The organism is Leptolyngbya sp. UWPOB_LEPTO1 (assembly GCF_017302695.1).
GTDB classification, from domain to species: domain Bacteria; phylum Cyanobacteriota; class Cyanobacteriia; order Leptolyngbyales; family Leptolyngbyaceae; genus Leptolyngbya; species Leptolyngbya boryana.
On sequence record NZ_JAFLCJ010000008.1, the window covers coordinates 189123 to 215210 of the forward strand.

At 47.5% G+C, this 26088-nt stretch carries 23 protein-coding genes; 8 read left to right on the forward strand and 15 right to left on the reverse strand.

Features of this window, described 5'->3' with window-relative positions; all coding sequences use genetic code 11:
- Nucleotides 1–69: 69 nt before the first annotated feature.
- A complete protein-coding gene (gene dapB / locus J0L70_RS14385) occupies nt 70–891 on the reverse strand; it encodes a 4-hydroxy-tetrahydrodipicolinate reductase (protein ID WP_017291236.1) in 822 nt (273 codons plus the stop codon).
- 95 nt (nt 892–986) lie between these two features.
- Nucleotides 987–3431: an AMP-binding protein gene (locus tag J0L70_RS14390; RefSeq protein WP_287455105.1), complete on the reverse strand. Its 2445-nt coding sequence runs from the start codon at nt 3429–3431 to the stop codon at nt 987–989.
- A 268-nt stretch (nt 3432–3699) separates the two neighbouring features.
- Here J0L70_RS14390 and J0L70_RS14395 point away from each other — a divergent pair, with 268 nt between their 5' ends.
- The gene (locus tag J0L70_RS14395) at nt 3700–3855 is read left to right on the forward strand and encodes a hypothetical protein (protein WP_287455106.1); all 156 of its coding nucleotides are present in this window, start codon (nt 3700–3702) and stop codon (nt 3853–3855) included.
- On the opposite strand, the gene hemC is transcribed toward J0L70_RS14395, so the two are convergent.
- The 3 genes from hemC to psbQ all read right to left on the reverse strand — a co-directional run bounded on the left by hemC (nt 3852) and on the right by psbQ (nt 6694).
- A complete protein-coding gene (gene hemC, locus J0L70_RS14400; protein ID WP_017291233.1) occupies nt 3852–4820 on the reverse strand; it encodes a hydroxymethylbilane synthase in 969 nt (322 codons plus the stop codon). The genes J0L70_RS14395 and hemC overlap by 4 nt on opposite strands.
- Nucleotides 4821–5125: 305 nt before the next feature.
- Nucleotides 5126–6202, reverse strand: a complete 1077-nt coding sequence (locus J0L70_RS14405; RefSeq protein ID WP_287455107.1) for an NAD(P)/FAD-dependent oxidoreductase — start codon at nt 6200–6202, stop codon at nt 5126–5128.
- Between the two features lie 48 nt (nt 6203–6250).
- Nucleotides 6251–6694: a photosystem II protein PsbQ gene (gene psbQ, locus J0L70_RS14410; protein ID WP_017291231.1), complete on the reverse strand. Its 444-nt coding sequence runs from the start codon at nt 6692–6694 to the stop codon at nt 6251–6253.
- Between the two features lie 175 nt (nt 6695–6869).
- On the opposite strand from psbQ, the gene J0L70_RS14415 reads away from it, so the two are divergent.
- A complete protein-coding gene (locus J0L70_RS14415) occupies nt 6870–8054 on the forward strand; it encodes an HhoA/HhoB/HtrA family serine endopeptidase (protein ID WP_268242220.1) in 1185 nt (394 codons plus the stop codon).
- 20 nt (nt 8055–8074) lie between these two features.
- Here J0L70_RS14415 and J0L70_RS14420 read toward each other — a convergent pair whose 3' ends face one another.
- Nucleotides 8075–8398, reverse strand: a complete 324-nt coding sequence (locus J0L70_RS14420) for a DUF760 domain-containing protein (protein ID WP_017291229.1) — start codon at nt 8396–8398, stop codon at nt 8075–8077.
- 90 nt (nt 8399–8488) lie between these two features.
- On the opposite strand from J0L70_RS14420, the gene tadA reads away from it, so the two are divergent.
- Nucleotides 8489–8992, forward strand: a complete 504-nt coding sequence (gene tadA / locus J0L70_RS14425; RefSeq protein ID WP_017291228.1) for a tRNA adenosine(34) deaminase TadA — start codon at nt 8489–8491, stop codon at nt 8990–8992.
- A 41-nt stretch (nt 8993–9033) separates the two neighbouring features.
- On the opposite strand, the gene hemB is transcribed toward tadA, so the two are convergent.
- Complete coding sequence (hemB, locus tag J0L70_RS14430; RefSeq protein ID WP_017291227.1) at nt 9034–10017, reverse strand: porphobilinogen synthase; 984 nt, start codon at nt 10015–10017, stop codon at nt 9034–9036.
- Nucleotides 10018–10183: 166 nt separating this feature from the next.
- On the opposite strand from hemB, the gene J0L70_RS14435 reads away from it, so the two are divergent.
- Nucleotides 10184–11329 (forward strand): FIST signal transduction protein, encoded by a 1146-nt coding sequence (locus tag J0L70_RS14435; RefSeq protein WP_287455108.1) that lies wholly within the window; start codon nt 10184–10186, stop codon nt 11327–11329.
- 3 nt (nt 11330–11332) lie between these two features.
- Nucleotides 11333–12388, forward strand: a complete 1056-nt coding sequence (locus J0L70_RS14440) for a sensor histidine kinase (RefSeq protein WP_287455109.1) — start codon at nt 11333–11335, stop codon at nt 12386–12388.
- Here the strand turns inward: J0L70_RS14440 and J0L70_RS14445 are convergent.
- Nucleotides 12380–13558: a bifunctional sterol desaturase/short chain dehydrogenase gene (locus tag J0L70_RS14445; protein WP_017291224.1), complete on the reverse strand. Its 1179-nt coding sequence runs from the start codon at nt 13556–13558 to the stop codon at nt 12380–12382. The two genes, J0L70_RS14440 and J0L70_RS14445, sit on opposite strands and share 9 nt — an antisense overlap.
- 70 nt (nt 13559–13628) lie before the next feature.
- Nucleotides 13629–14576, reverse strand: coding sequence for a cation diffusion facilitator family transporter (locus tag J0L70_RS14450; RefSeq protein ID WP_017291223.1), 948 nt, complete (start codon nt 14574–14576; stop codon nt 13629–13631).
- A 62-nt stretch (nt 14577–14638) separates the two neighbouring features.
- On the opposite strand from J0L70_RS14450, the gene J0L70_RS14455 reads away from it, so the two are divergent.
- Nucleotides 14639–15463: a Cof-type HAD-IIB family hydrolase gene (locus tag J0L70_RS14455; protein WP_287455110.1), complete on the forward strand. Its 825-nt coding sequence runs from the start codon at nt 14639–14641 to the stop codon at nt 15461–15463.
- Between the two features lie 177 nt (nt 15464–15640).
- Here J0L70_RS14455 and J0L70_RS14460 read toward each other — a convergent pair whose 3' ends face one another.
- Nucleotides 15641–16603 carry a DALR anticodon-binding domain-containing protein gene (locus tag J0L70_RS14460; RefSeq protein WP_287455111.1) on the reverse strand — a complete coding sequence of 321 codons (963 nt, stop codon included), beginning with the start codon at nt 16601–16603 and terminating at the stop codon, nt 15641–15643.
- Between the two features lie 199 nt (nt 16604–16802).
- Between J0L70_RS14460 and J0L70_RS14465 the strand changes: the two genes are divergently transcribed.
- Nucleotides 16803–17522: a Crp/Fnr family transcriptional regulator gene (locus J0L70_RS14465; protein ID WP_017291220.1), complete on the forward strand. Its 720-nt coding sequence runs from the start codon at nt 16803–16805 to the stop codon at nt 17520–17522.
- A gap of 250 nt (nt 17523–17772) precedes the next feature.
- Here the strand turns inward: J0L70_RS14465 and ndhD1 are convergent, their stop codons facing one another.
- Together ndhD1 and J0L70_RS14475 are read right to left on the reverse strand one after the other, a co-directional pair.
- Entirely contained in the window at nt 17773–19377 is a 1605-nt protein-coding gene (gene ndhD1, locus J0L70_RS14470) for a photosynthetic/respiratory NAD(P)H-quinone oxidoreductase subunit D1 (RefSeq protein WP_017291219.1), read from the reverse strand.
- A 151-nt stretch (nt 19378–19528) separates the two neighbouring features.
- Nucleotides 19529–21601: an NAD(P)H-quinone oxidoreductase subunit 5 gene (locus J0L70_RS14475; RefSeq protein ID WP_268242225.1), complete on the reverse strand. Its 2073-nt coding sequence runs from the start codon at nt 21599–21601 to the stop codon at nt 19529–19531.
- Nucleotides 21602–21902: 301 nt separating this feature from the next.
- On the opposite strand from J0L70_RS14475, the gene J0L70_RS14480 reads away from it, so the two are divergent.
- Entirely contained in the window at nt 21903–23678 is a 1776-nt protein-coding gene (locus J0L70_RS14480) for an autotransporter domain-containing protein (RefSeq protein WP_287455112.1), read from the forward strand.
- A 106-nt stretch (nt 23679–23784) separates the two neighbouring features.
- Here J0L70_RS14480 and J0L70_RS14485 read toward each other — a convergent pair whose 3' ends face one another.
- The 3 genes from J0L70_RS14485 to J0L70_RS14495 all read right to left on the reverse strand — a co-directional run bounded on the left by J0L70_RS14485 (nt 23785) and on the right by J0L70_RS14495 (nt 26019).
- Nucleotides 23785–24381: a hypothetical protein gene (locus tag J0L70_RS14485; protein WP_017291215.1), complete on the reverse strand. Its 597-nt coding sequence runs from the start codon at nt 24379–24381 to the stop codon at nt 23785–23787.
- Nucleotides 24382–24487: 106 nt separating this feature from the next.
- Complete coding sequence (locus J0L70_RS14490) at nt 24488–25738, reverse strand: glutathionylspermidine synthase family protein (RefSeq protein ID WP_017291214.1); 1251 nt, start codon at nt 25736–25738, stop codon at nt 24488–24490.
- Nucleotides 25735–26019: a hypothetical protein gene (locus J0L70_RS14495; protein ID WP_144056291.1), complete on the reverse strand. Its 285-nt coding sequence runs from the start codon at nt 26017–26019 to the stop codon at nt 25735–25737. Before J0L70_RS14495 ends, J0L70_RS14490 begins: the two co-directional genes overlap by 4 nt.
- Nucleotides 26020–26088 lie beyond the last annotated feature (69 nt).

Genomic DNA, 26088 nt, shown 5'->3' on the forward strand with positions numbered 1-26088 from the left:
GACAGTTTCGACTGCGCTCAACGCTCTAGATCCTGGATCTTTGGGAGTTGAGTGCAGCCGAATCCGAACCTAAATAATCTTCTCTAATCCATAGACTAAAGATTTCAACGAAATCACTTTCCGAATCGAGAGCAACACTCCAGGCATGTAGCAAGTGCGATCGGTTGCGTCATGCCGCAAGGTATAAATTTGCCCCGCTGCACCGAAGATGATTTCTTGATGCGCGACTAGTCCAGGGAGGCGAATGCTGTGAATGCGAATGCCTTCTTCTGCCTGAGCGCCTCTTGCTCCTGTGATCTTTTCGGTTTCATGCACAAGCGGCTCATTGTAAGTCTTACCCAGTTCTGCTAGCATCTGCGCCGTTTGAACTGCTGTTCCGCTCGGTGCATCTGCTTTTTGATTATGATGAAGTTCAATAATTTCAACATGATCGAAATACTGGGAGGCTTGAATTGCAGCTTGCTGCATCAGCACAACCCCGATCGAGAAATTGGGCACGATCAAACAGCCCGTACTTGCCTTATCTGCAAATTCTGCTAATTCTTGAATCTGTCCCGCACTCAGTCCGGTGGTTCCGACAACAGGACGCACCCCATACGCGATCGCGGATCTGACATTGTTATACACAGCATCGGGGTGAGTCACATCCACGACGACTCCCAACTCTTTTTCTTGAGAGAGCATTGCCATCATCGATTCATATTCGTTGGTCACGGGGACTTCCAATGCTCCGCAACCAATGACTTCACCGATATCTTCTCCGAGATATTTGGGATTTTTCGCCAGTGCGCCGATTAAATTCATATCCGGCGACTGCGAGACGGCTTTAATAATTTCCCGCCCCATTTTTCCGGTCGCTCCATTGACGACCACTGGAATCCGACCCGCCATATGATGTTCCCAAACTCAGCTTTCTTATCTTAAGGGGCGATTCTGCCAACCCGCTAAACAATTCTTCTGGTTGACACAGAATCCGCATGCGGATTTTATAGGGCAGTTGCATCGATCTCAGCTTGAGTCGATCGCCGATTTGCCAGAAAGGACTGTACGGTTTGAACTCCTGCCCACACTGCAATTCCGCCGAAGATACCTGCAACTGTATTCACCCAGGGATTCTCGGTATGTCCGACAGTACTGACGATATGGATAAGGATCATGTGGAACAGATAGATATAGTAGGTTGCGGCTCCAACAGTTTGGAGTGGCGATTTGATGAATTGAGGAATTGGAACGGTAGGAATCCAGAGCAGTAATGTGCCTCCGAGCACCATCCACACGGCATAGGTGTAACTGATATAGGCATAGCTCAGACGAGTTAAGATTGGAACCAGTGCCCAGAGTAGACTTGTTGAGACTGCTTTTTGTTGTTTGGTGTGAGCGAACTGAATGATCCAACCCATCGAGAACATCCAAAGTAGCATGTGGGGCAGTCGGTCATACAAGTGAGCAGTATTCCAAACCGCGCCTACTCCAAGCTTGGCAATAATTCCGATAACTAGGGTCGCTAATCCAAATTCCCAAGGAGAGACTCGTGCAAATTGTCGCAGAGGTTTGAGGGTGAACAGTAACGAGAAAAGCAGAATGATTTGGACTAACACACTGACAAACCACACTGGGAAAATCGCAGAGACTTCTGGATTCACAAAGTTACTGAATAAGAAGAGCACACTCAAGTCGAAGTCCCGTTTCCAGAGTTGATAGCTGAGGGAAATGATGAGATAAGGCGTGACCAGGTTGCGGAGCAGGGAGAGAATGGGTTGAACGAGTCGCCCTTGCACCAAGGCTTCAGATTGAAATCGAGCGAGGTTGGCTCCTGCGATCATCAAGAGTAGGAATGCGCCCCCAGAGAAATTCATGAGCCCCGCGTGATCGGCAACGACGACGAAGATCGCGATCGCTCTCAAAATGATATTAGTTTCAATCGGGCTGAACGCCTTTTTCTCAGGTGTGAGTGTTTCTAACTGGGCGATTGACAGATGCTCCCAGCCTTGTGGCAAGTAGCCTAGATGCCGCTCCAGTTCCATCGCGAGTTGCACATACGACAACGAATCTCCACCCAGTGAGATAAACGTATCTTCAGGCTGAAGATGCCGCAAGTTCAACAACCGACAGAACGCGGATTCAATGTAATTTTTCCGCTTCGGATCGACTGTTTCGACAGTCGCGGTTGGTGTCTGCTGAGTATACCAGTCTGCAAGTTGTCGGCGTTGCACTTTTCCGGTTGCTGTTTTTGGAAGTTCATCGAGTTCGACAATTGCGATCGCATTGCCTGCATTGACGCCAAACTCTTGAGTTGCTTCTAACACAGCGTCTCGAAGTTGAGATTTGTCGATCGTCACTGCCGGAGTTACGGCAACCAAAAAACCTTCTCCCCGTACTGGATCTGGTTTACGACAAATTGCCAGCCCGGTTGTATACCCAATTTTTTCATAGAGTTTTGTCTCAAGGGCTTCGGGATGAACTTTCAGCCCTCCACAGTTAATCACATCATCGGCTCTGCCTTTGTAATACAGCAGCCCATTGTCCAAATTCCCTAAATCTTTGGTGATCAGCCATCCGTCTGCATCTGTAATTGGGGCTTCTTCTCCGTAGATCAGATAAGTTTGCGCTACATGCTCTCCTCGAATGGCAATCCGCCCATCTTCGGTTAACTGCACCTCAACCGAGCCGATCGCTTTGCCAACGGATTCGAGTGCTTCTCCCTCAGCGTTATGCAGTTCGAGTAATGTTGTTCGAGAAGCCTCAGTTAAGCCGTAATGCTGAACAATCCGCGCCTCTGGAAAGAGAGCTTTCATGGCTTCTTTTTCCTGTCGGCTCATGTACTGGCTTCCAATCTCGATCCAGCGCACACGTCTGCCCGCATTCCCAATCAAATCTGAATTTGCCAATAACACTCGCCACAGGCTCGGAACCGCTGAAATCGCGTTAATCTCACCGCGTTTCAGCATCGCACCGATTTCAGCTGGATTGAAGCCTGTTTCCGGTAAGTAAAGCTGTCCTCCAACCGATGAGATCGCTCTTGCTCGCCCAAATCCGAAAGAATGATAGACCGGAACGCCAATATACTCCCGAATCTCATCAGTGACCTGCATCAAGCCATTGAGTCGGCTAACGACTTCTGCCAAATTGCCGTGAGTCAGTAAAACGCCTTTTGGTTTGCCTTCAGTTCCAGATGTAAAAGAAATAACCGCAGGCTCATGACTCGTAGAAGGTTTGAAGCCTCGACTCATCCAGCCTGCTTCGGAGGTTGGAGTGAAGACACGATCGACTTTTGCAGCATTGATGCGATCGTGATCGTCTCCGTGTTTAAGCGGGACTGCAATTTCTTCGGATTCAAGACAAGTCAATATCGCATCAAGATAGCCTGTGGAATTTAGGGCGACAATTCCAAGGCGCGTTCTCACTGAGTTTCGAGTTTCATCGATCGTCATAGTTCAAGTCAATTTTGCTTGCGACTGACGATTTACCCTAGCTAATTTTGCTTAGATTTAGCAGTATTCTGACGAAGACTTTGTAATAACAAAACAATTTTACGCAATACTAACTCAGTAATCTCCCGCAGGCTAAAACCGTTAATTCAACCGGGGTATAGAAATATCTTGGATTACTATTAGTCTACATTCGGTGAATAATTTAGGAAAACTTGATGGAGCGTGTTAATCGCGATCACCGATTTGCCAAAAATGCTTGCAAGGTTTGATGCTGAGCCAGACACTCAGTCCACCTCATGTTGCTAAGATTGAACAAACTGAATCAGCGCATCATACCAACAGACCAAAGCGATCGCATTCCTCTCAGACTGATCTAGAAGGGATGCGATCGCTCAAGTACACTAGTGCAGCAATTGTGGGTTAGCCGCGATTAATTGTTGCAAAGATATCGTTGAGAATTTCTTGTGCGCCTTGCTCTTTTGCTCGGTGGGCCAGTTCGGTTCCTAATTTCTCAGCATCGACTGCCGCACCAGAAACGCTATCTTTCACAAGCTTTTTGCCATCTAAGCTAGCAACAATTCCGGTCAAGGTGAGTGTGTCGCCTTCAATCTTGGTATTGACACCGATCGGAACCTGACAGCCGCCTTCTAGTTCTCGCAAGAAAGCCCGCTCTGCATAACACCGATAAGCAGTGGGCTGATGTTCTAGCACTTTGAGAATTTCAAGAATCTCAGTATCGCCTTCACGACATTCAATGCCTAATGCACCTTGTCCAACGGCATGTAGCGAGATGTCAGATGGAATGAGTTGATGAATACGATCGCTTAAATCCAACCGATTCAATCCTGCCGCCGCCAAAATCAGCGCATCATACTCACCCGAATCCAACTTTGCCAATCGCGTGATCACATTTCCACGCACATCTTTGAAGCTGAGATGTGGATAGTGATGCCGCAATTGTGCTAGCCGCCGCAGTGAAGAAGTTCCAATCACTGAACCTTCGGGTAACGATGCTAAGTCTTTATCCTTGTGCTTTTCATGGACGACCAAAGCATCTGCGGGGTCTTCGCGTTCCGTCACGCAACCTAGCATCAACCCTTGGGGCAATCGAGTCGGCAAATCTTTCAAGGAATGCACTGCGAAATCGGTTGTGCCATTGAGCATTCCATCTTCAAGTTCTTTGGTAAATAAACCTTTGTCCCCAATTTTCGCCAATGCCACATCAAGGATCTTGTCGCCTTGAGTGTTCATCGTATGAACTTCAAACGTGTGTTGAGGAAAAGCTTTCTGTAACTGCTCCTGCACCCAATAAGTCTGAACTAAAGCAAGCTGACTTTTGCGTGAAGCAATCCGAATAGTACGAGTTGGGCTAGAAACAGTTGAGGACATAATTAACGGAAAGTTGGTACGTGCTTATCAAGTGACTATTCTTCACCTTACCGCAGTGTGTTGCCCGATTTGCGCGTCAACTCCGCCGAATTCGTTACAGATGATTAAGCAACTGATTGTAATTGAGGATTGAGAAATCGCTCGATGGTGTCTTGGGTTTGGCGTAGTCTCCAAACTGTACGTCTGTGGAAAAGGGGAATCAGGTAAGGCGTGTCAGTTTAGCTCTTTCGGTAAAGGTTGATTGAATGTGTAAAGCTGGAGCATCGAAACCTGCTGTTCAGATTCAGTATTACTGCCTGTCGAGATTATATAGATGAATCAATTTGTAGAATTTTTGCTTTGACTTGCTCTGCGGTTGCAGGGGCAAGCAATACTCCATTTCGATAATGTCCAGATGCGAGTAAAACATTGGGCTGAACTTCTTCAATCACTGGAGCCGGACGACCCTGCGGACGCGGACGCAACCCAAACCACGATCGCACAACTTCCGCCCCTTTGAGATTTGGACAAAACGCGATCGCTTGCTTCATCACCGCCTCAAACATTTCTCGATCGGGCGGCAACACTTCTCCTGATTCTGTTGGAAACTCAACGGTTGCACCGACCCAGTATTCAGCATTTCCAAGTGGGACAATATGCACGTCGTTTCCTGTAATCACGGGCAGATTTGAATCACTTAACGGTTGAGGTAAGCGTAGATGAATCGCTTGTCCTAAGACAGGACGAATATCAACGGCTGAAATCTCACGCGATCCAATTCCTGCTGAAATTACAAGATAGTCCGAGTCGATCGAGCCTTCAGAAGTTTGAGTCTGGTGCCCTTGCATCCCCAGTACTTTTGCTCCAAACTTGAAGGCTACACCGCGCATTTTTGCGCCTTCAATCAAAGCTTGAGTGAGTGCGATCGGATGAATTTGTCGATCGCTCGGTGAATAAACCGCAGCACTGGCTTGCTGTAAAAACGGAAACTCTGCATTCAACCGTTCTCGATCCCAAAGCTCTAACGGTAAATCCTGGTTGCGTCGCACTTCAATCAAACGATTCCAGACGGTCAAATCATCTTCTGGAAATTGCAGCATCAAAATTCCCTGACGATTAAACAGAATGGATCGTCCGGTTAATTCTGCTAATTGAGGAACTAAGTGGTTATAGTACTGAATTCCAAACAGTCGCATTCTCAAATTGCGACCTTTTTCTTTTTTACTAATTGCACCCATCAAAACGCCGAGCGCTGCCCCTGTTGAGCTTGGGCACTCTTTCACATCGGCTTGAATTGGGGTCGGCTGCGCGTCTACAACTGTAATCTCGAGGTCTGGAACTTGGCTCAGTTCATAAGCGATCGTAGCGCCAACTACACCACAACCTGCGATCGTCACTTTCATAAATGATTAAGGCGGAGAAATCACACTTTTCATTCTCCGCCTTAAGCCTTAACCTTGCGGAATCAATTTATAGAATGATTCCACGTCTTTCACCGTTTCTCCATAGTAGCGAACAGCGACTTTGTAGTTATTTTCTGCAGATGCTTGGTCGATCTCAACCAAATCATTCGCGATCTGTTTTGCGAGATCCCGTGCAGCTTTTTGCTCTTTTGGCAACAAATCAGTCGAAATGCGACCCATCAGGATGCGCATTTCTCCCAAAGGCCCATGAATGAAATTGCGCGCGAAAATGAAATCTTCTTTCTGAATTAACTCTTGCAATTCGGGCAATCGCTCAGTTAACTGCTGCAAGTCCGCTGTATGACCCTGAATTTCAGCAATTCTGTCGGGAGTGTAGGTCGGCTTCACCGCTGCCGGTCCGCCACATCCCACCATCACAATTGCCAGGAGAGTACAACAAATGAGTCCCAAAATAGACCGATACTTTGACATAACCTTAATTTCTAAATCACTGGGTTACCGCGCTCTCAAAGGGTTTTGAGTCACAGCTTATGTAAAGGAGTGTATCTCAAAACGTGCCTACACCAAAGCCTCCTGTTTACAAATCGCCACCGTAATCGAAAGGCAAAGATAAACTAGGATTGTCACTGTTTTTTGCGCTTAAGTTATGGTTCTCTCCTTCAGACAGGTCGCGATCGCCGCTTCATTATTGACGGTCGGCGGCGGCGCGGGTTTGGTTGCCAATCATTATTTGGTCAATCGCGGTCAGGGACAGCCGTTTCAGGTGCAGCTTGCTCCACCGAGTTCGGTCTCCGTTGCGGCGAATGGCAGAAATAATGAGAATTTTATTTCGTCTGCTGTCGATCGTGCAGGTCCCGCAGTGGTGCGAATTAATGCCGTACGACGGGTGTCGAGCAATGTGCCAGAAGCTTTGCGTAATCCAGTGTTTAAGCGATTTTTTGGCGACCAACTCCCTGCGCCTGAAGATCGAGTGGAGCGGGGAACGGGTTCAGGCTTCCTATTAACCGCAGATGGTCGATTGTTAACGAATGCGCATGTGGTCGATGGAACGGATACGGTAGAAGTGACGCTGAAGGATGGGCGTACGTTTGAAGGGCGAGTCGTTGGCAGTGATCCTGTAACCGATGTCGCGGCGGTGAAGATTGACGCGAATCAGTTACCCACAGTGACGCTTGGCAATTCTAAATCAATTCTGCCGGGGCAATGGGCGATCGCGATTGGCAATCCCCTCGGCTTAGATAACACGGTGACGGCGGGAATTATTAGCGCGATCGGACGATCGAGCCGAGAAGTGGGCGTTTCCGACAAGCGAGTCAGTTTTATTCAAACCGATGCCGCGATCAATCCCGGCAATTCGGGTGGTCCGTTACTCAACGATCGTGGAGAAGTGATTGGGATCAATACGGCAATTCGAGCCGACGCTCAAGGGCTAGGATTTGCGATTCCGATTGAAACGGCTCAGCGCGTTGCAGAACAGCTTTTCACCAAAGGTAGCGTCGATCATCCCTATCTTGGAATTCAAATGATTGATCTCAGTGCTGCGATTCGGGATGAACTAAATAAAGAATTGGATGGCAAAACTCAGGTGACTGAGGAGCAGGGCGTATTTATTGCTCGAGTTGCAGAAAATTCTCCAGCCGCACAGGGGGGGCTGAAACCAGGCGACATCGTTCAAAAGATCAATGGTACGCCTGTCAAAACATCTTCGGATGTACAAGCACAGGTGGAAAGTAGCCGCATCGGAACGCCGCTTGGAATTGAGGTGAAGCGTAGCGGCAAAACTGAAACGTTGCAAGTCCGCCCAGGTGCATTTCCGAAGCGATCAAACTAGAGAGAATTGAGGCGATCGATTTAAAGGTCGCCGATTTGATCTTCAAGTTCCATGCGCTGTTCCATTTGGCGCAAGAAGTAGCCTGTCAGCATGGCAGAGGCGAGCAGTCCTGCGAGATTTTCGCGATCGGTGGTAATTTTGACGTTGAAGCCGTCACTGGGTAGGACACCGACTAAGCCTTGAACGTTGTGCGAAACGATTTGTTTGACTTGTGGGCTAACGGTACGCGCAACACGTTCTAAAACTTCCGGAGGTTGATGCTGGAGATAACGAAGGAGCGCATTCGCATCATTCGCTTCTGCATCGGTATGAAGGAAATTTGCACGATCAGGATTAAATGCCATTGAGTTCCATTAAAACCTATCCAATTATTTTGGCATTTCTTTACAGATTCGCCCACACTGAAACGAGACAAAATCAAGTCTTTAAACTGTATGCCGTTCCGGATTGCCCCCCCTGAGATTGATCATCCTGAATATCTTCGCCATCGCAATTGGATGCAGCGATCGCTAGAACTTGCAGAACAGGCGGGAAATGCAGGAGAAGTGCCAGTAGGGGCAGTAATTGTGCGAGGCGATACTGTGATCGCAGAAGGCGAAAATCGGCGAGAACGCGATCGTGATCCGACGGCTCATGCCGAAGTTTTGGCGTTAAGGCAGGCAGGACAGGTGTTAAACAGTTGGCATTTAGAAGACTGTACACTGTATGTCACTCTGGAGCCTTGCCCAATGTGTGCGGGTGCGATCGTGCTCGCGCGCTTAGGATTGTTAGTCTATGGTGCGGATGATCCGAAAGCAGGAGCGGTCAGAACTGTATTGAATCTGCCGGATAGTCCAGCCTCAAACCATCGCTTAACCGTGTTAGGTGGAATTTTAGAAGCACCTTGTCGGGAGCAGTTGCGGGATTGGTTTCGGCAGAGGCGCGATCGTCGGAAGTAGGGGAGTCGGGAAACTTCTCCATGCCCCGATTCCCCATTAGACTACGCTCCTAACCAACGCGCAGCATCTTTCGCATGATAGGTGAGAATTAAATCTGCACCCGCGCGCTTAAAGCTGAGCAAGGTTTCCATCACCACCCGTTCCTCATCAATCCATCCATTCAGCGCTGCTGCTTTCACCATTGCATACTCGCCCGACACATTGTAGGCAGCGACCGGAAGGTTGCAGGCTTGCTTCACCTGATGAATGATATCCATGTAAGCTAGGGCAGGCTTCACCATGAGCATATCTGCTCCTTCTGCAATGTCCAGCTCGATCTCTTTAATCGCTTCGCGTGCGTTGCCTGGATCCATCTGGTACGTGCGGCGATCGCCAAATTGCGGAGTTGATTCTGCGGCATCGCGGAATGGGCCATAGTAAGCCGAGGCATACTTCGCGGCATAAGACAGAATCGGAATATCCTGGAATCCTGCTTCATCCAATCCTTCCCGAATCGCAGCAACGAAGCCATCCATCATTCCAGAAGGCGCAATGATATCGGCTCCAGCTTTGGCTTGAGAAACCGCAACTTTCTTCAACAGGTCCAACGTTGGATCATTTAAGACGCGACCTGTTAAATCGCCGACTTCCAAAAATCCACAATGACCGTGCGAAGTATACTCACACAAGCAAGTATCTGCAATCACAATCAACTCTGGAACCGCTTCTTTCACCGCCGTTGCTGCTTTCTGAACAATGCCGCAGTCGTGCCATGCTCCAGTGGCATCTACATCTTTGTCGGCTGGAATCCCAAACAAGATAATCGACGGAATGCCCAAGTCGTAGACTTCTTTGGCTTCTTCAACGATTTTATCGATCGATAATTGATACACGCCAGGCATTGATCTGACTTCGGTCGCCACACTTTCACCTGGAACGGCAAACAAAGGATAGATCAAATCACTCGTTGTTAGGACATTTTCGCGCACCATGCGGCGCAGTTGAGGATGGGTGCGTAACCGACGAGGGCGATGAGTTGGAAACATAGGAATATCAACTTCGATAAAAAATCCGAATCAATTCGGGGAGACTTTACAAGTCTAAAACGTGGCTGGAACCGAACGACTGAAGGTAACGAACTGTAAAATGCCTTTGTTAGGTTAATTTGCGCGATCGGGCATGTTAGGGGAAATCTCACCTTGGAGAAGCCCTATGCTGAAAGCGATTGTCGGACACAGTAACGATCCAGATTCCTCCAGCGCCGTTGCAGAAGTCATTGCTCAATGTCAAGCTGCACTGAATGGATTAACACCGAATGCAGGCATGTTATTTGCCGCGATCGACTTTGACCACGCTTTGATTTTGCAAGAGATTGATCAAGCCTTTCCAAACCTTGAACTGATTGGCTGCACAAGCGATGCAGAATTATCCGATACGCTGCAATTTCAATACGATTCAATCGTGCTGACGCTCTTTTGCTCAGATGAAATTGAAATCCGCGCCGGGGTCGCGCGGAATCTTGGTGAAGATGCGATCGCTGCTACTCGATTGGCAGTTGAACAGGCAACAGGTGCTCAACCACCTCGACTTTGCATCACCATCCCAGAAGGCATCAAAACCAATGGAACCCTGATTCTCAAGGGATTACAAGCTGCATTAGGAGAACAGTTTCCGATCTTTGGCGGCATGTCAACTGACAATTATCGGTTTGAAGCGACCTACCAGTTTTATAAGACTGAAGTATTGACCGACGCGGCTCCGATTCTGCTGTTTTCTGGTGCAGCGCTGAAATTTTCATATGGAATCGCCAATGGATGGGAGCCAATTAGTGTCTCTAGCCAAGTGACCAAAGCGCGAGGCAATTGCGTTGTAACGATTGGAGAGCAATCTGCTTTATCGTTTTTTCGTGAACAACTCGGTGGTGCAGATCCCGTTCCCCAGAATCCTTTAGCAGTTTTTGAAGCGGGAGAGCCTGAGTTTTACTTGCGGGGGTTTAGTGGATTTGATGAGACAACAGGAGAGGTGCACTGTCTAGCAGATGTGCCTGAAAACTCGATCGTCCAAGTGAGTACTGCAGGTCGTGAAGATATTCTTGCTGCGTGCAAAACTGCGATTCAGCAAGCGACCCAATCTTATCCCAGCCCCCATCCAACGATCGCTTTAATTTTTAGCTGTGACTGTCGCTTCAAACTGTTAGGCAGTCGAGTCACAGAAGAATACGATTTGATTCGAGATTGTCTACCTGCTGAAGTAGTTTGTAGCGGTTTTTATACTTATGGAGAACTTTCCCCACTTCATGAGTATGGGGCAACTCGGTTACATAATATGACGATCGTGACCTTGCTTTTGGGGACTTGATGGATGGATTGCGAAGCGTTAAAACAACGAGTGCAAGAACTGGAAAAAGCAAATCGGATTCTTGAGAAGAAATTAAAACGCTCGGAATCGAGTCAGGCTGAACTGGAAAGAACGAATGATCTGAAAGAGGCTCTCTTTAGAAAAGCAATTCGGGATTTACAAGTTTCACAGGAGACCGTTCAAAAAAGTCATGAAATCCTACAGCAGCAGGCTGCCGAACTCGAACAAGCATTGTCGAATCTCAAACTGACTCAAGCTCAGTTGATTCAGAGCGAAAAAATGTCGAGTTTGGGGCAACTGGTGGCTGGGGTAGCGCATGAAATTAATAACCCAATCAGTTTTATTTATGGGAATTTACGCCATGCTCAGGAGTACGCAGAAATATTAGTGCAGATGATTCGGGCATATCAGAATAGCTCGATCGAGGAAATTCAAACGCTCAGCGAAGAAGTCGATCTCTCGTTTGTGTTGCAAGACTTCTCCAGTGTGCTGCGATCGATGTCATCAGGAGCGGAGCGCATTGAAGAGATTGTGAATCTATTACGGACATTTTCGCGGCTGGATGAAGCAGAACTGAAGTCAGTCAGTCTGCATGAAGGTCTGGAAAGTACGTTGATGATTTTGGGATCACGGCTGCGGGGCAGAGTGAATCGGCAAGAAATTCGGATTGTGCGCACCTATGGAGAATTGCCCAAGATCGAATGCTATGCCGGGCGAATAAATCAGGTGTTCATGTCATTGTTGAGCAATGCGATCGACGCGTTGGATGTGCGATCGCAAAAATCAGAACCCGACTGGCAACCCCAACTGACGATCCGGACAGAAATTGATTCGGACTGGGTACGAGTCGGAATTGCTGACAATGGAACAGGGATTCCAGAAGCGATCCAAACGCGAATTTTTGACCCATTCTTTACGACAAAGCCGATTGGTCAGGGAACAGGATTGGGCTTGTCGATCGCTTACCAAATCATCACAGAGCACCATCGCGGCAAATTGAATTGTCATTCTGTTGTTGATCAGGGCACAGAATTTTTAATTGAGCTTCCACTACTTTGAGAACAAGCGGAAATAAAGCGACTGAAAGAACTCCTTGATCGGAAAAAGAATGTAAGTGATCGGATTAATCGTCACAATGATGTCGCGAAAATCTCGTTTCGCGAGTGCCACGATCGCCCAAGCGACTCCAGAGGCAGACATCACCCCATAAGGATTTAACTGACTCTTAAAGGGTCCTAAAACCAACTTGCGGATAATACAAGGTGCATCTAATCGCCGCAGGGTAATCAAATCTCCTAAAGCTCGCTTCGATAGCTCATAAAGCGGACTCAGCGCCGGATTCACTTCAGCCTCAGAGGTATTAATCCAAAGTTCTTTGAGCGCTTTGTGCGAAGATTCGGTGACTGTTTCAAGGAATAGCTCTGCGAGTCTCCAAGTTGAGAATGTATTCACTTCATAGGAAGTCTGGATTGCGGCTGGTGTGCGATCGCCATAGACATTGACGCCATGATTCAGAATAAAGATGTCTACCTTTTGCAGCCGCGATCGCAATTCTTCTTCCGCTCCAATTTGCCAGTGCAGCACTTCTATGCCTTCAGCAAACGCGCGATCGCTCGTCGTTAGCGCAACAACTTTCGCCCCATGCTTCGATAGCTCTGCAATCAATGCTTGCCCTAATGCTCCGGATGCGCCAGTAATAGCCACTGTTTTGCCTTTCAGCGCCAAACTTGTCCCTAACAATTTGTCCACAATTGTAAAATGACCACAATAATAAGCATTCTGATCATCAAAATGATGTCGCCAATGGTAGGTTCGATTCACAATCCAAGGCTTGGGCAACTCAATTAAGTCACCGGGCTTATGAGTCACATCGGTTTGCAGCAGTAACCCTTGCGATCGGGCAACGGCTGGAATTAAGAAGACCAGCGAATACAAGCAACCGATCCATAAAACAGGCAATTGAGTACAGGCTGCCAGAATTGCAGCGGCACCTAGCATCGCGATCGCTTCTGGCACATCATTATTGAGTTGCGCCTTTTGGTACATCTCTAAGCTTGTGATTGTTAAATCAGGACGATAAGCCTTGTGATGTAAATTGTGTCCTCGCTTTAATGGCTGCCAGTAGTGTCCAGCAATGTGGTAAGCGTCTCGCACCAGTTCCGTGAACACGATCGCAGACGCTCCCAAGAGGCATTGAATAGCAATCTGAGGCAAAAGGGAGAAATCCATGAAGTGGGTATAACGTAATGCTTCTTAATAATTCTTTCCCTACTTTACCTTGAGTCTGTCGATCCAAATCTTAATTCCAATCCATTTCGCGACTGGATTGATCCGATCGCAGTGTTTCAAAGGGATGTTGTAAATCGTCTTGCGCTTCTTCGATCGAGATGCACACCTGTACCGGGCCATAGCGATCGCGAATGGCTCCATCGATCTGCTCGATAATCCATTCACTCGCTCCCAGAAAGTCTGGATGCACGAAAACTCGCATTTCGACTAAAACTTGTCGCCCGACGATTCCGCGCGATCGCACGTCATAACATTGGGTCACCCCTTGCACCTGTCTGACCATTTGCCCGATCGCTTCAGGTGCAATGGCAACTTGTCTGACCATTAACGGTAATTGCCAATTTAAAACCCGCCAGCAGCTCAATCCGGCGGTAATTACCATGACGATCGCCAACAAGGGATCAAGCCAAGCATATCCCTTCCAAATTCCCAGGAGTCCCAGGAGCAAAAACATCGTCAGCCAAGCGTCCTGCAAAATCTGACGCGCATTCACTTTCAAAATCGAGCTATCGAGCGTCCGTGCCACTTTTCGCTCAAAAAACGCTAAGCCCACACTGGCGAGAGACACGATCGCGAGCAGTCCAATCACAGATAGCCGCATCCGAATCGGTGGCAGGATAGCTAGCGTCGGCTGATTGGCTAATTGCTCGATGGCGGTTCCAGACAAACTGAGGCAGGCAAATCCTAATAATGCGACTAGCAGCAACGCCAACATTGCTTCCAACCGACTATGCCCCCAAATTTCTCGCCCTGGGATGCGATGGGGTGAAGAGATTGCAATTAAACCGAGCACTGTACTGAAGCCATCAATAACAGTATGAAGACATTCAGCCACGATCGCTAAAGATTTTGTTGCCCAAGCTGCACCCACTTTTACAACTAACATGAGTAGCGTCAGCCAAAGTGTCATCAATAGAATTTGGCGGCTTACTCCTTTTTGATTTCTGACTTCAGCCATAACGCGCTCTAAGGTAGGAGGATGATGGAAAAGGCTGACATCCCTCACCCTGAATTTAAGTTATGCAGCACTCTGATATTCGATTATTGGTCTTAGACATTGACGGGACAATCGCAGGCAAGTCTAATAATATCCGCGAACCTGTGCTTGCAGCGATTTCCGACGCACAGAATTCTGGGGTGCAAATTGCGATCGCGACGGGTCGCATGTATCGCTCTGCACTGCGCTTTTATCAAACCGTGGGGTCTTCTCTGCCGTTAATTGCCTATCAAGGCGCATGGATTCAAGATCCTGCGACGAATCAGGTTCTACGGCAATGGTCAGTGCCCAAAGCACAAGTCTTGGAACTGCTCGACTATTTTGAGCAATCGCATCTCCGAGAATTGTTATCAATTCATTTCTATATCAATGACGATCTCTATATTCGATCGATGACTCCGGAGACGGCAGCTTATGTTCAGCGATCGGGCATTGTCCCAATCGAAGTTGGGGATCTGCGGAATACATTAGATATGGAACTGACAAAAGTTTTGGCGCTCAGCGACGACACTGAACTCATTGATACGATGCTGGGGTCGCTTCAGAAGCAGTACACTCCTGCTGAGCTTTACCTAACAAAATCTGTCGCAACGTTCTTTGAGGCAACGAATCCGGCTGCAAATAAAGGAACGGCTGTGAAGTATTTAGCTGAAGAAATTCTGGGTCTGAAGCCTGAGAACGTGATGACGATCGGTGATAACTTCAACGATCTCGAAATGATTCAATATGCTGGAATTGGGGTGGCAATGGGAGATGCTCCGGGCGGAGTCCAACAATATGCCGATTGGGTTGCGCCGAGCGTTGAAGCAGATGGAGCTGCGATCGCCATTCGGAAATTTTTGCTTTAAAACAGAAAGAACGCCGACGACTGGCCGTGTTTCGTCTCGGCGTTCTAACTGGTTCGCTCCTCACACTCCAATACTATAGGCGGGTTCAATAGCTTTGTCACGTGTTTGTCGATAAAAATTCGTTATGTCGATAACATGACGACGGTGTGACAGGATAAAACGCTCCCGAAGCGAAAATTAAAGTGTTTCCGGCGCTACAACACCAAGTCCCTGCTCTAAAAGCTGTTTTAACAGCCAATGAGTAATCATTACTAAAGCTAATCGACATTGTGCCACCTGAAGATGAATTGTGTCGTACTTTACAATTTGGCAATTCTGATAAAAAGTCTGAAAGGCTTCACTCAGAGAAATAGCAAGGGTTAGAGGATTTGTCTCCTCCCATTCATCTAGCGTCGCGATGATTTGAGACAGCAACTCTGATTCTTTTTGTAATAAAAATTTACTTTCATTCAGCCATTTAGCTGAATCATTTTCTACACTTTTATCTATGTGATTGGAACGAGATGCCATCTCGATCAGGGCGGTGCATCGCGCGTAACTGTACTGACAGAGGAAGATTTTAGAGTCACCAGAGGATTCGCGCTTCAGTCTGAGAAATGACCTGTCAGAAGCTCTGTTCGTCTCATCGGTGCAGTGAGAAAGGATTTCCTGAAGATATTTGGAGATCGCGCGATCGCCAAATTCAAATACCAATCTGCCCGGCTCTAGGTAAGTCACCGTGAGATCACGGAGAAGCTGATTTTCAGTTTCTTCATCCGAAAGATTAGATGGAGAGTGTCGCAGAAAGTGAATGATTTTGTCCGCAATTTCCGCAGGTGTTGAACTGGATCTCGCCCCCAATTGCAAGGCGATTGTCGAGGCATATGCCACTACCGAAGTCGCACTTTTAACTCGTTTTAAAGCAGGGCGAGGCGCTAGAAGCTTGATGATTTCTCGGTTTTTTTGAAAGTCTGAATTCTCGATCGACTGATTTGCTACTTGAACATCTTTCCGCAGGGAGATTGCTTCATAAATTTTCAGCAGTAACAATGAGCGGAGCGTAGGATAAGTGATCTTCGGTAGGTTACAATTCACAGTAATTACGGTTTGCGCTCTGAAATGGGATAGGTTTCGGTTTAAAAAGTTCAAAAATACCAGCATTTTATGGTCAATTCTGTAAAGATCACCGTGATCTCACTGGCGATATGTCATTTTCTAAGTATGATCTCGTAAGTCAGTGAAATTTAGGCAACCTTACAGCGATTGATCATCCTACCTGGTTCGCCTGTGACTTGATTGCAATCTCGCTGACAACTCAGCGCTTGTCAAAGTCCCATTGTTCTCAAACAGCCTATAACTTATGTACTCAGTTAATTCTCCTCAAAATTCCGATGCGGCTCGTCCATTCCTAACTTGGCAACGAATTATCGATTGGGCACAAGAGCATTATCGTGTCCGCAATTTTAGTAAAGATGAGCGGGTTCCGACTCGCCCCGGTTTGCTCTATTTGGTTCAGAAAGGTGCGGTTCGGTTAGTTGGAACGGCGCAGGTGAATGCGACAGGCGGCAATGCATCCCGTTTGGCTCGCATCAGTCCTGAAGAAGCATTTTTGGGATTTGTTGGAACGGGTCAACCGTTTGAAATTGTGGCTCAATCACCGTTTACGCTCCAAGCCTACGCACATGTGGATCAGACTTCGGTCGTGTGGATGTACTGGCACGATCTGGATAATTGGCCACATTTTCGTCGTGAGGTATTGGATGCGTTCCGGTATCAGCATCAGCGGAAGTTGCTGTGGTTGAGTACGTTAGGTCAGCGTCGAACGATCGATCGCTTACTGGGCTTCTTGACGCTCTTGATCGAAGAGTATGGGGAACCGACTGATGAAGGGTATTGCCTACCGTTCCCATTGACGCATGCGCAAATTGGAAGCGCGATCGGATCTACACGGGTGACCGTGACGCGGTTAATGGGTAAATTGCGTCAGAAAGGCATGATTAAGACTCAGGGTGACAATCTACTATGCTTGCCTACCGATTCAGTGATTACTCGGTCAGAAGGAAAGTTGAACGAAAATTAGATTGGGCTGGTAGCTGTAGAAGGTTGAAGTTAAAAAACGCGGGGTTCCTAAGTGGAATGCCCGCGTTTTTTCAGTCACGTAAATGAAGAGAAGCATCTAGTCAACCGCATTAATTTTGCGGAGTGGGGAGATGGGGAGTGGGGGGTAGCAACCATGATTTCAGATCTTCACTTTTATCCCCTATCCTTCTATCTCCCCATCGAATTTAGGTGAACTACTTGGAGATGATTAGAGAGTTGAATCTAGCACATTAGCGAATCGAAGGAGCCGAGACTGCTGGCGTGATAGCAGCTTTGCTGTCGCTGAGCGCGATCGCATTCGTTCCCTTGCGATCTGCTAAGGTCGGCACTTCATCTCGCAGACGTGCCGTTAACTGCAAAGTTTTCGAGTCATAAATCTGTGTCAGCATTTTCGGATAGAAGCCGATGCCGATAATGGGAACCAGCAACGAGGCAATGATAAACACCTCACGCGGCTCTGCATCGATCAGATTTTCGTGCGACGTTAACTCTTTATTTTCAGGACCGTAGAAGATCTCACGCAGCATCGACAATAGATAAATCGGGGTGAGAATGACTCCGATCGCAGCCAGTGCCACGACAATTACCCGGAACGTCATGCTGTAAGCATCACTGGTCGCAAACCCAACAAACACCATCAATTCCGCTACAAATCCGCTCATTCCAGGCAATGCCAAGGATGCGAGCGAACATGCCGTAAACATCGAGAAGATCCTCGGCATCTGTTTACCAACGCCGCCCATCTCGTCCAGCATCAAGGTGTGAGTACGATCGTAAGTTGCTCCCACTAAGAAGAACAAACTCGCTCCGATCAAACCATGCGACACCATTTGTAGCACTGCACCGCTTAAGCCTAAATCCGTAAACGATGCGATCCCAATCAGCACAAAGCCCATATGGGAGATCGAAGAGTAAGCAATTTTCCGCTTGAGGTTGCGTTGTGCAAATGAAGTTAATGCCGCGTAAATGATATTCACGACACCCAGAATCACTAGTGCTGGAGCCACGATCGCATGAGCCGCAGGCAGCATTTCTGCATTCATCCGAATCAAGGCATATCCGCCCATCTTCAAGAGAATTCCAGCCAGCAACATATGCACGGGTGCAGTTGCTTCCCCGTGAGCATCCGGCAACCACGTATGCAACGGGATAATCGGCAACTTCACCGCATAAGCGATTAAGAAAGCCGCATAAATCCATAACTGAAAGTTGACCGGGAAGCCTCGATGCGCCAAGGTTTGCATATCGAACGAAGGCGTATCGCCATAAAACGCCATCGCTAATGCCGCAACCAAAATGAACAGCGAACCGCCTGCGGTGTACAAGATAAACTTTGTTGCTGCATACAACCGCTTTTTCCCGCCCCAAATTGCCAGCAAGAAATAGACCGGAACGAGTTCTAATTCCCACGCTAGGAAGAACAGCAGTAGATCTTGAACGGCAAATACAGCGATCTGTCCGCCGTACATTGCCAACATGAGGAAATAAAATAGGCGTGGCTTGAAGGTCACAGGCCATGCTGCCAAAATTGCCAATGTCGTAATAAATCCAGTCAGAATCACCAACGGCATCGACAGCCCGTCCACGCCAACTGACCAATTGAGATCAATTTGAGGAATCCAGGCATAGCGCTCGACGAGCTGCATCTCTGGGTTGGAGAAATCGTACTGGGTGTAGAACGTATAGACAATGAGCAGAAAATCAAGCAATCCGACAATTAGGGAATACCAGCGAACGGTTTTGCCATCTTTGTCGGGGAGGAAGGGAATGGCGAGTGACGCAACGATCGGGAAAAGAATGATCGTGGTCAGCCAAGGAAAATTTGCTGTCACCATGCGTACTGGTAAGATTTGTTTATGAGTAGCAAAAGAATTCGTATGGATTCGTGATATGACAATCCTAGTCGGTTCTTTTTGAAACCTCAGGATTGTTAAGACTATTTGCAGATGGAGCAGGGTGAGGCGAACCCCACCCTGTGCCAGCTAATCAGGTGATACCGGAGAAGACGACTAATCCTAGAACTGCGATGAAGATAATCAGCGCATAGAATTGAGCGCGCCCATTCTCGAAGTATTTCAGTCCTTCGCCGGTTAAGACGGTGGCGAGTCCAGCGAGGTTGACGACCCCATCTACGACTTTGGAATCCACTTCTAAGACTTGGCGAGCCAAGCGGCGGCTTCCCATCACAAATACTTCGTTGTAAATCTCGTCGAAGTACCATTTGTTCTTGGACAAGCGATATAACGCAGGGAATTTGGCTGCGATCGCGCTGGGATCGATTTTGCCTCGCAGATACATCAGCGATGCCAACGTGATTCCAATCAAAGCGATCCCAACTGAATTTCCGCCCATGATCAGGAATTCCGTCAGGTTTTCCTCACCCGCTTCCGCCGCAACTTGTACAGCCTCGCTCGGTGCATGGATGAAATGTTCAAAGTAGTTTGCGAACGGCGTTCCGACTAAACCAATCAGCATGGATGGAATTGCCAGAATCATCAACGGCAGCGTCATCGTAATCGGAGATTCATGCGGTTCGCTGTCGTGGTGATGATCGTGATCATGATCATCTGCGGGTGCTTCGATCGTGAGTTCACGGGGATCCATTGCTCCAGGACCAAAGGCTAAACCTGCGAGTTGAAGCTGCTCGTTTTTGATGGTTTGTTTGACATCAGCGCTCTCGCCGCGAAATTCGCCTTCAAACGTTGTGAAGTACATTCGGAACATGTAGAACGCTGTGATGCCAGCCGTTGACCAGGCGATCGCCCACATCACCGGATTGACAGCAAAGGTCGAACCCAAAATTTCATCTTTCGACCAGAATCCAGCAAAAGGTGGAATTCCACAAATTGCTAACGTTCCAATCAAGAAGGTCGTGGCAGTAATCGGCATGTATTTCCGCAAACCGCCCATCATTCTCATATCTTGAGCGTAGGCTGCATCGTGACCAACCACTGCTTCCATGCCGTGGATCACTGAGCCGGAACCTAAGAACAGCATTGCCTTGAAATAAGCGTGAGTCATCAGGTGGAATAATCCAGCGCTATAAGCTCCAACGCCCATTGCCATCACCATGTAGCCAAGCTGCGACATCGTTGAATACGCTAAGCCTTTCTTGATGTCGTTTTGCGTAATGGCGATCGATGCTCCCAAAAAGGCAGTAAAGCATCCTGTCCAAGCGATCGTATCCATGACCACCGGAATGCCCTCAAAGACGGGGAACATCCGCGCGATCAAAAACACACCCGCAGCAACCATCGTCGCTGCGTGAATCAAAGCCGAAATCGGAGTCGGACCTTCCATTGCGTCTGGCAACCAAACATGCAAAGGAAACTGCGCCGATTTTGCGACTGGTCCTAAGAACACCAAAATCGCGAACAATGCTGCGATAAAGCCACTGAGCGATCCCGTTGCCACCATTTCTTGCAAGCGGGTGCCGATTTCTCCGAAGTCAAAACTTCGAGTTGCCCAGTACAAGCCCAAAATTCCAAGTAATAATCCAAAGTCACCGACTCGGTTGGTTACAAATGCCTTTTGACAAGCATCTGCCGCAGCTTTGCGGGAAAACCAGAACCCGATCAGCAAATACGAACACATCCCCACCAATTCCCAGAAGATGTAGACCTGTACCAGGTTTGGACTGATCACCAAGCCTAACATTGAGGAGCTGAAGAGGCTCAAATAAGCATAAAAGCGTACATAACCCGGATCGTGTGCCATGTAGCCATCGGTGTAGATCATCACCAAGAAAGCTACAGTCGTGACAACCACCAGCATCAGCGAGGAGAGTGGATCAATCACATATCCCATCGTTAGACGGAAATCTCCGGCTGCTGCCCACTCGATCGATTGAGTGTAGGGGGCATGTCCTTGAAATTGGCTCCAGAAGAGAGCAAACGCATAGGTCATCGCCGCGCCGATCAAAGACACGATGAAGATAGAGTTCGCTTTTCGGAGCTTGTTGACATCCTTATTGAAGGTAATCAGCCCGAAGCCCACTAACATCGCGCCTGCCAGGGGCAAGACGGGGATGAGCCAGGCGTATTGATAAATCGATTCCATCGCTCGCGCCCAAAGTTTAAGAGTTCGTTACATTACCAGAGTAGTCAATTTCGGTTGCCCTGGTTCATTCTGGATTGTAAGCCAGAGTTATCAATTTTCTTGATAGTCTCTATCATCCAGGATTTCCAATTTGTTTATAGACAACATCTGCATACAGAAGGGTAAAACTGGTAGATTCTCTTAACAATTCGCAGCAAAATTCAGCGATCTTTTAACTGCGTGAATAAAAATTGCGGCTCTAAAAGTCTCAGCTTTATCTGGTTTACACTCAGATTCGACATGCTGTGTAGCATTAAATACAATGAAACCCCAATTTTTTGCAGTTAAGCTGGCAATTCTCACCTGTTTAGTTCCGGTAAGTGCTCAGGCTCAAGCGATCGCAGGGTTTACAATTTTTGGTGACAGTCTTTCAGATAATGGCAATGCGTTTAGAAATACAAATGGTTTAGTTCCACCGAGTCCGCCATATGTAAATGGTCGTTTTACGAATGGAGTTGTTTGGATTGAAGATCTTGCGACAAAATTGAATTTGACCCCGACTACGATAAATTTTGCATTCGGCGGAGCCACAAGCGGCACTAACAATACCATTACGCCGCTACTACCTGGGGTCACAACTCAGGTGAATGGCTTTTTACAATCTTCGCCTTCTGTTAGTCCAAGTCAGGCGTTTGTCGTTTGGGCAGGAGCGAATGATTATCTGGGCGGTGGAATCACAAATCCAGCGATCCCGGTTGGAAATATTGGTGCGATTTTGCAGCGTTTGACAGCAGCAGGAGCGAATAAGCTAGTTGTACCGAATCTGCCGGATTTAGGGCGGGTTCCAGGGACGGTAGGAAATCCGGTGCAAAGTGCGGGATTGACGCAGCTTTCAACCGCGCATAATCAAGGATTGCAGGCTACTTTACGATCGCTTGCCCAAAGTAATCCGAATTTGAGCATTGTTCCGATCGACATTAATGCGCTATTTAACCAAGTTCTCAACGATCCGGCACGATTTGGCTTTACGAATGTGACGCAGGCTTGTCTTGGAACTGGTGCAAACTGCGACCAGTTTTTATTTTGGGATCAATTGCATCCGACAGCCAGAGGGCATCAGATTATTTCAGAATATGCGTTCTCGCTGTTGAGTGCGCCGTTGTCGATCGCGCCTCAGACTGAAATTGCATTAGGCGTGGCACGTCGTCCTTCCAGGGATTTAGACGGTCGAATTTTAGCGCTTCGGCAAAACCCTAACCCAGATCAAAAACTGGGCGTATTCGTGAATGGAGATTTCAATTTTGGGAATTGGGATAGCAACAACGGCATCGTTGGCTACGATTTCGATACCAAGAGCGTCAGCATTGGTGCAGATTATCGTGTGACCGATAACTTAGCTTTAGGCTTAGCACTGAACTATGGACAGAATAATAGTGAACTTAACAATAATCTTGGAGAAGTAGATGTGAGTAGCTTCTCGGTTTCAGCCTATGGCAGCTATAGCCAAGAGAAGTTTTATGCGGATACGTTGATTAATTTCGGATGGAATAAATTTGACATTACACGAAATCTGAACGTGACTGGATTTCGTTCTGCGACTGCGGAGCCAGATGGAAAGCAGTTCTCGGTTCGGTTCAATTCTGGATACAACTTTGGCTCAAATGAACTCTCAGTCGGTCCGATGATTGGAGTGCGATATACCAAAGTGAAGATTGATGGCTACACCGAACGGGATGGCAGCATTTTGAATCTGACTGTGCCTGACCAAGAGGCGGATTCGGTAATTCTAAATATCGGCGCGCAGCTAGCTTATGATTTTCGTTCTCCCTCTGCAACCATTACGCCGTTTATTGCAGCGAACTATGAACATGAATTTGCGAATGGTAGCCGCGAGATTGTGACGGAATTAGCGAGTCAGCCGGGGATTCCTAATCGAATTCGTACCGGAGAACCCGATCGAGATTTTGTCAGATTAAGTACTGGCGTGCAGGCGCAGTTTGCCAACAATCTTTCGGTTGGGGTTGGGTATGAGACGGTGTTAGGAAAACAAGATGTGAGTGATCATGCGGTGCAGGCGCAATTGCGATATCAATTTTGATTTCAGGACATTCTTTAGGAAGATCGCGTAGATCAAGATTAAAGCCGTGACGATCGTCGATCGTCACGGCTTTATTTAGCTTTGAACAAAATTTGCTCTGCTGATTTTACTGACCCGCACTTTGAGGCGGATCAACAAAGCCGAGTTCTTGCAGTTGTTGATAAGCTTGTTTGCCCAAATCCCGCGTCGGTTGTTGGCTACGGATAATTTGCACTAACAAAGGCACAGCCAATTCAGGCTGATTCATTGCCCGATGCGCTACCGCCAAGCGATAGGTTGCTTGATCTCGTAATTGTGCTGTCTCCAACGCTTTTTTCCGCTGGCTATCTGCGACACGAGTATCAATCCCAGAAAAGCTAGCTGCCAAATCTTGGTGGAAGTTGGACAACTGATTGTAGACTTGGCGAGCTTCTTGCAGCTTTTTCACCGCCAAAGGCATATTCTGCGATCGAATCGCTTGCTCAGCTTCATTCATGAGCTTTTGCCCACCCTGTAAACTCAGAACACCCCCTTCACCCTGGGTCGCGGTCGGGCGCACCACATTTGGATCAGTCAGATCGATGGGACGGGGCTGACCTGCTCCGGGTGCAGGTTTGGGAGTCTGTGCTTGGACAGCAGGAGCCGCAAACATCACACCTGCAAGCATTGAGAGCGAAAGAATGCCAGAGATGGAAAGAGGTTGAATCGTTCTCAGATGAGCCATGAATAATTGCAGAATGTTTTTAATAGGACAACTTGGAACTCTCGGATCTTATCACTGAAGAATCCTTTTTCAAATGAAGTAAAAAAAATCCAAAAGTTCGTCCGATTTAATTCGCAATTCCGATTGGACACCAATAAGAATAGTCATCGGTTATTTTGCCTTCTGAAACACGAAGTCCGATTCCGGCGGGAACAAAATGATCCGTTCCATCGTTAAATAACCAGGTACTCCATAAGGCGGTCATCTCTTTATTCGCAAGGTCGATCGTCGGAAATTTCAAGAGTTCCTGATAGACATAAAATTGATCGGTGTACCAAGGATCTTGATTGGGGCTTTGGTCACTGATTTCTCCTGCAATTACGGAAAAACATCCTTCTCCTTGTCTGCCAAATACAGGTTTTCCAAAGTAAGTGTCACCCATTTCTTCAGAAGTTTGAACTGTTTTTGGAAACAAATCAAAGACGGTTTCAGCCTGTTCTGGAGAGAAGAAATCTAATCCCAAATCGGTAATTAAAGCGAAAATACTTTTTGGCTGCAATGCAAAAGCAGATGCAAAATTGACGATCACTAGCTTTCTTTTAAGAATCAATTCTTCTAGCGCTGACCACAGTTCTTGACCATTTGGATCGCGATCGAAAATTGCCCATTCGACCGGATACCACATAAATAAAATGTCGATCGCTTCTCCTGATCTCTCGTTAAACAAGTATTGATGATCTTTAATGCGAAGTTGTTCAATCTCAAAGACCTGATGCGGTTGATCGACAAATTTGCTTAGCCAGCGCATTGTTCCCATATCTTCGGGATTGTCCAGCGTGGTCATCGCAATGTTACAGCGATCGAGGGATTTCCCTAACCAATTTGCAGCGCGTTTAATCGCTTGATTAATTGAATTTCTGAGAACAGGTTGAATCTGAGTTTCAGCAGGCTTGAATCCAAAATGTTCTGCAACTTTTGTGTTGCCTTCTAAACATTCAAACCAAAAACTCGGGGTTTGAACATTCGCTTCAATGACTTTATAAACTTCTTCTTGTTCGTTCCAGCACCAATCGAGCCGCATACAAAACGGCGGCAATCCATCAAATTTGATCACTCGAACGGTTTCTTCTGGAAATCCATATTCGAGCAAGGTTTCTTCATCAAATCCACGAATTACTGACCAGAGATGACTCAGCACAGTGCCAACTCGTTCTGCTGCATCTTTCATCCGAGAAATTTGCTGTTGTGAAACGGGATGACAGTGATACAGCGCATACGGTTCTAGCGAAACGCCAGCGTTTGGAACGAGGTTGTACCAAGGCATTTGAAGTTGGCGGAAGAGACGATCGCGCTCTGTTCCAGTAAATAAACTACTCATCCTCCAGAACGACCTCCACCGAAGCTGCCAAATCCACTCCGACCGGAAGCTGGACTAGACACGCGGCTTCCAGACGAGCTACTTCCGCCAGAACGATAGGAGCTACCTGAAGAACTCCCGCCTGAATAACTTCCGCCTGTCGGTGAGCATCCGGGAGGAAGATATCCTTGAGCATTGGGCTGGCAGTTCTGTGTCGAAGAAGATGAACAGGCTGTAAAAAGCGAGAGTATCATGGAGGACACTGCCAAGCTACACAGCACTTGATAGCGATTAGATTTCATAGATTTCCTGTGAACAGGCACATATATATGTCAGATACAAGCTAATCTCAAGATTCCCGAATCGTTGAG

What these genes read in the sequence shown, in the direction of transcription:
- dapB (WP_017291236.1), bottom strand. Translation starts at nt 891, where the DNA reads ATGGCGGGTCGGATTCCAGTGGTCGTCAATGGAGCGACCGGAAAAATG.
- J0L70_RS14390 (WP_287455105.1), bottom strand. Translation starts at nt 3,431, where the DNA reads ATGACGATCGATGAAACTCGAAACTCAGTGAGAACGCGCCTTGGAATT.
- J0L70_RS14395 (WP_287455106.1), top strand. Translation starts at nt 3,700, where the DNA reads ATGCTGAGCCAGACACTCAGTCCACCTCATGTTGCTAAGATTGAACAA.
- hemC (WP_017291233.1), bottom strand. Translation starts at nt 4,820, where the DNA reads ATGTCCTCAACTGTTTCTAGCCCAACTCGTACTATTCGGATTGCTTCA.
- J0L70_RS14405 (WP_287455107.1), bottom strand. Translation starts at nt 6,202, where the DNA reads ATGAAAGTGACGATCGCAGGTTGTGGTGTAGTTGGCGCTACGATCGCT.
- psbQ (WP_017291231.1), bottom strand. Translation starts at nt 6,694, where the DNA reads ATGTCAAAGTATCGGTCTATTTTGGGACTCATTTGTTGTACTCTCCTG.
- J0L70_RS14415 (WP_268242220.1), top strand. Translation starts at nt 6,870, where the DNA reads ATGGTTCTCTCCTTCAGACAGGTCGCGATCGCCGCTTCATTATTGACG.
- J0L70_RS14420 (WP_017291229.1), bottom strand. Translation starts at nt 8,398, where the DNA reads ATGGCATTTAATCCTGATCGTGCAAATTTCCTTCATACCGATGCAGAA.
- tadA (WP_017291228.1), top strand. Translation starts at nt 8,489, where the DNA reads ATGCCGTTCCGGATTGCCCCCCCTGAGATTGATCATCCTGAATATCTT.
- hemB (WP_017291227.1), bottom strand. Translation starts at nt 10,017, where the DNA reads ATGTTTCCAACTCATCGCCCTCGTCGGTTACGCACCCATCCTCAACTG.
- J0L70_RS14435 (WP_287455108.1), top strand. Translation starts at nt 10,184, where the DNA reads ATGCTGAAAGCGATTGTCGGACACAGTAACGATCCAGATTCCTCCAGC.
- J0L70_RS14440 (WP_287455109.1), top strand. Translation starts at nt 11,333, where the DNA reads ATGGATTGCGAAGCGTTAAAACAACGAGTGCAAGAACTGGAAAAAGCA.
- J0L70_RS14445 (WP_017291224.1), bottom strand. Translation starts at nt 13,558, where the DNA reads ATGGATTTCTCCCTTTTGCCTCAGATTGCTATTCAATGCCTCTTGGGA.
- J0L70_RS14450 (WP_017291223.1), bottom strand. Translation starts at nt 14,576, where the DNA reads ATGGCTGAAGTCAGAAATCAAAAAGGAGTAAGCCGCCAAATTCTATTG.
- J0L70_RS14455 (WP_287455110.1), top strand. Translation starts at nt 14,639, where the DNA reads ATGCAGCACTCTGATATTCGATTATTGGTCTTAGACATTGACGGGACA.
- J0L70_RS14460 (WP_287455111.1), bottom strand. Translation starts at nt 16,603, where the DNA reads ATGCTGGTATTTTTGAACTTTTTAAACCGAAACCTATCCCATTTCAGA.
- J0L70_RS14465 (WP_017291220.1), top strand. Translation starts at nt 16,803, where the DNA reads ATGTACTCAGTTAATTCTCCTCAAAATTCCGATGCGGCTCGTCCATTC.
- ndhD1 (WP_017291219.1), bottom strand. Translation starts at nt 19,377, where the DNA reads ATGGTGACAGCAAATTTTCCTTGGCTGACCACGATCATTCTTTTCCCG.
- J0L70_RS14475 (WP_268242225.1), bottom strand. Translation starts at nt 21,601, where the DNA reads ATGGAATCGATTTATCAATACGCCTGGCTCATCCCCGTCTTGCCCCTG.
- J0L70_RS14480 (WP_287455112.1), top strand. Translation starts at nt 21,903, where the DNA reads ATGAAACCCCAATTTTTTGCAGTTAAGCTGGCAATTCTCACCTGTTTA.
- J0L70_RS14485 (WP_017291215.1), bottom strand. Translation starts at nt 24,381, where the DNA reads ATGGCTCATCTGAGAACGATTCAACCTCTTTCCATCTCTGGCATTCTT.
- J0L70_RS14490 (WP_017291214.1), bottom strand. Translation starts at nt 25,738, where the DNA reads ATGAGTAGTTTATTTACTGGAACAGAGCGCGATCGTCTCTTCCGCCAA.
- J0L70_RS14495 (WP_144056291.1), bottom strand. Translation starts at nt 26,019, where the DNA reads ATGAAATCTAATCGCTATCAAGTGCTGTGTAGCTTGGCAGTGTCCTCC.